The 4,059-nt window shown below is 62.4% G+C and carries 4 protein-coding genes; all 4 read left to right on the top strand.

Annotation, left to right across the window (positions count from 1 at the left end):
• Positions 1-844: DUF3426 domain-containing protein (locus tag BLX42_RS15460; protein WP_161872112.1), on the top strand; the 844-nt coding region annotated here is incomplete at its 5' end.
• Positions 845-1,051: 207 nt separating this feature from the next.
• A complete protein-coding gene (gene dusB, locus BLX42_RS15465; protein WP_012316410.1) occupies positions 1,052-2,065 on the top strand; it encodes a tRNA dihydrouridine synthase DusB in 1,014 nt (337 codons plus the stop codon).
• The gene (gene fis, locus BLX42_RS15470) at positions 2,062-2,382 is read left to right on the top strand and encodes a DNA-binding transcriptional regulator Fis (protein ID WP_008093076.1); all 321 of its coding nucleotides are present in this window, start codon (positions 2,062-2,064) and stop codon (positions 2,380-2,382) included. The genes dusB and fis overlap by 4 nt, the downstream gene beginning before the upstream one ends.
• A gap of 81 nt (positions 2,383-2,463) precedes the next feature.
• Positions 2,464-4,059: bifunctional phosphoribosylaminoimidazolecarboxamide formyltransferase/IMP cyclohydrolase (purH, locus tag BLX42_RS15475; RefSeq protein ID WP_161872113.1), on the top strand; the 1,596-nt coding region annotated here is incomplete at its 3' end.

Here is a 4,059-nt window from a genome sequence, read left to right on the forward strand (position 1 = left end):
GCCACTGGACCTGGAGCCCGCCCCAGGCGATCGCACCGAGCCCACACTGGACGGCAACCTGGACCTGGACTTCGATGATGAACCTGCCACGCATCGGGCTGCCGAGCGCGATAACGCGCACGACTTTTCCGAGCGGCTGTCGCCAGATGACGAACCCGTTCACGAAAAAGGCCTGAGCGCCCGCGATGATGACGATACGGATCTGCATCTGGCGGCGCACGATGACACCCCTGCCCCGGCGCTGACCGGCGAGCGCCTTGAACCTGGCTTCGCTGCCAGGCCCCAGCGCCCGTCACGCAAGGAGCCGCTCATCGACGTGGTCGACGACCCTTTGCAACTGGGCTGGGAGAAGCCGCGCCCCCACTGGGGCAAACGCGTGCTCTGGGGCTTGCTCACCCTGCTGGCCGCCGGCCTGCTGGCATTCCAGTACGTGTGGTTCCATTTCGACGAAATGGCGCGCCAGGACCAGTACCGCCCGCTCTTCCAGCAACTGTGCCCGATGCTTGGCTGCGAGGTGCCCACCCGTGTCGACATCGGCCGAATCAAGAGCAGCAACCTGGTGGTGCGCAGCCACCCTGACTTCAAGGGCGCGCTGATCGTCGATGCGATCATCTACAACCGCGCGCCCTTCGCCCAGCCGTTCCCGCTGCTGGAACTGCGTTTTGCCGACCTCAATGGCCAATTGATCGCCAGCCGGCGCTTCAAGCCGAGCGAGTATCTCTCGGGTGAATTGGCCGGCCGTGGCGAAATGCCCAGCCAGACGCCGATCCACATTGCCCTGGACATCCTCGACCCTGGCCCGAAAGCAGTGAACTACAGCCTCAGCTTCCGCTCCCCCGAATAAACGCCGAGCGGCAAGCTGCAAGAGAAGCGAGCCGACAACCGGTCTGGCTTCTTCTTGCCGCGTGAAGCGTGAAGCTTGAAGCTCAAAGGCATAAGCCTACAACTGTTCAGAATTTATCCAAATCCATCTTTATCCGGTCACCGAGAGCGGGTATTATGCCAACCCTTTTTCGACTCCAATGATTCGGCCCCACAACAGGGAACACCTATGTCGGCGGTACGCATCGGCCCATACACACTACGCAACAACCTGATCCTCGCGCCCATGGCCGGGGTCACGGACCAGCCTTTCCGTACACTTTGCAAGCGCCTGGGCGCGGGCATGGTGGTGTCGGAGATGGTCAGCAGCGACATGAGCCTGTGGAACAGCCGCAAGTCGAGCCTGCGCCGCATTCACGAAGGCGATCCCGAGCCGCGCTCGGTACAGATCGCCGGTGGCGATGCGCAGATGATGGCGGCGGCGGCCAGGGCCAACGTCGAAGCTGGCGCCCAGATCATCGACATCAACATGGGTTGCCCGGCGAAAAAAGTCTGCAACAAAGCTGCAGGCTCTGCTTTATTGAGAGATGAAGCTTTGGTCAGCGAGATTCTCCACGCCGTCGTCGGCGCGGTGGACGTCCCGGTGACCCTGAAGATCCGCACCGGTTGGGACCGGGCGAACAAGAACGGCCTGAACGTGGCGAGGATCGCCGAGCAGGCTGGCATCCAGGCGCTGGCGGTGCATGGCCGCACACGCGCCGACCTGTACACCGGCGAAGCCGAATACGACACCATCGCTGCCATCAAGCAGGCGGTGTCCATCCCGGTTTTTGCCAACGGCGATATCACTTCGCCAGAAAAGGCCCGGGCGGTGCTGGACGCCACCGGCGTCGACGGTCTGCTGATTGGCAGGGCCGCCCAGGGGCGGCCCTGGATCTTTCGCGAGATCGAGCATTACCTGGGGACTGGCCAGCATTTGCCGGCCCCGCAGCTGGACGAAGTGGAACGTATCCTGCTGGAGCACCTTGCCGCGCTGCACGCCTTCTATGGCGATGTGATGGGCGTACGTATCGCCCGCAAGCACGTTGGCTGGTACCTGGCAACACGACCCGGCGGCAAGGAGTTTCGCTCCCGGTTCAACGCTTTGGAAGACACACAAGCGCAGTGCGCCAACGTTCGAGCGTATTTCAGCGAACGTCGACAGAGCCTTGAGACAGAGGACGGACAAGGGGTGGCCGCATGACGATGATGACCGAGACATTAGTGAGTGGAACAACGCCCGTGAGCGACAACGCCAACCTCAAACAGCACCTCAACACGCCGAGCGAAGAGGGCCAGACCCTTCGTGACAGCGTCGAGAAGGCGCTGCACAACTACTTCGCACACCTGGAAGGCGCTACCGTCACTGACGTGTACAACCTGGTGCTCTCCGAAGTCGAGGCGCCCCTGCTCGAAAGCGTGATGAATTACGTCAAGGGCAACCAGACCAAGGCCAGCGAGATGCTCGGGCTCAACCGAGGCACCCTGCGCAAGAAACTCAAGCAGTACGACTTGTTGTAAGCCAGAATCCCAATCAGAAAAGGCGGCTCCCTGAACAGAGGCGCCTTTTTTGCTGACTCCACCGCGTTATTGGAATCCGAAATGACCGACCAGACTACCCGCCTGCCAGTCCGCCGCGCCCTGATCAGCGTCTCCGACAAGACCGGTATCCTCGAATTCGCTCGTGAGCTGCAGCAGCTCGGTGTCGAGATCCTGTCCACCGGCGGCACCTACAAGCTGCTCAAGGACAACGGCGTGAACGCGGTGGAAGTGGCCGACTACACCGGCTTCGCCGAAATGATGGACGGCCGGGTCAAGACCCTGCACCCGAAGATTCACGGCGGCATCCTCGGCCGTCGCGGTGTCGACGACGCCATCATGAACGAGCACGGCATCAAGCCGATCGATCTGGTCGCCGTCAACCTTTACCCATTCGAAGCCACCATCGCAAAACCTGGCTGTGACCTGCCGACCGCCATCGAGAACATCGACATCGGTGGCCCGACCATGGTCCGTTCGGCTGCCAAGAACCACAAGGACGTCGCTATCGTGGTCAACGCCGGCGACTACGCCAGCGTCCTCGAGGGCCTCAAGGCCGGCGGCCTGACCTACGCCCAGCGTTTCGACCTGATGCTCAAGGCCTTCGAGCACACTGCCGCTTACGACGGCATGATCGCCAACTACATGGGCACCATCGACCAGGCCAAGGACACGCTGTCCACCGAAGCGCGCAGCGAGTTCCCGCGCACCTTCAACAGCCAGTTCGTCAAGGCTCAGGAAATGCGCTACGGCGAGAACCCGCACCAGAGCGCGGCGTTCTACGTTGAAGCCAACAAAGGCGAAGCCAGCGTTTCTACCGCCATCCAGCTGCAGGGCAAGGAGCTGTCGTTCAACAACGTGGCCGACACCGACGCCGCGCTCGAGTGCGTGAAGAGCTTCGTCAAGCCGGCCTGCGTCATCGTCAAGCACGCCAACCCATGCGGCGTCGCCGTGGTGCCTGAAGACGAGGGCGGTATCCGCAAGGCCTATGACCTGGCCTACGCTACCGACACCGAATCGGCCTTCGGCGGGATCATCGCCTTCAACCGCGAACTGGATGGCGAAACCGCCCAGGCCATCGTCGAGCGCCAGTTCGTCGAAGTGATCATCGCCCCGAAAATCTCCCAGGCTGCCCGCGACGTGGTGGCTGCCAAGCAAAACGTACGTCTGCTGGAGTGCGGCGAGTGGCCAGCCGAGCGCGCCGCTGGTTGGGACTTCAAGCGCGTCAACGGTGGCCTGCTGGTGCAGAGCCGCGACAACGGCATGATCACCGCAGATGACCTGAAGATCGTCACCAAGCGTGCACCGACCGAGCAGGAAATCCACGACCTGGTGTTCGCCTGGAAAGTGGCCAAGTTCGTCAAGTCCAACGCCATCGTCTACGCCAAGCAGCGCCAGACCATCGGCGTGGGCGCCGGCCAGATGAGCCGCGTCAACTCCGCGCGCATCGCGGCCATCAAGGCAGAGCATGCCGGCCTGCAGGTGCAAGGTGCGGTCATGGCGTCGGACGCGTTCTTCCCGTTCCGTGATGGCATCGACAATGCAGCTAAAGTGGGTATCAGCGCCGTGATCCAGCCAGGTGGTTCGATGCGCGATGCTGAAGTCATCGCCGCTGCCGACGAAGCTGGCATCGCGATGGTGTTCACCGGTATGCGCCAC

This window comes from Pseudomonas sp. SG-MS2 (assembly GCF_009933855.1).
Lineage (GTDB): Bacteria > Pseudomonadota > Gammaproteobacteria > Pseudomonadales > Pseudomonadaceae > Aquipseudomonas > Aquipseudomonas putida_E.

What these genes read in the sequence shown, in the direction of transcription:
- dusB (WP_012316410.1), top strand. Translation starts at nt 1,052, where the DNA reads ATGTCGGCGGTACGCATCGGCCCATACACACTACGCAACAACCTGATC.
- fis (WP_008093076.1), top strand. Translation starts at nt 2,062, where the DNA reads ATGACGATGATGACCGAGACATTAGTGAGTGGAACAACGCCCGTGAGC.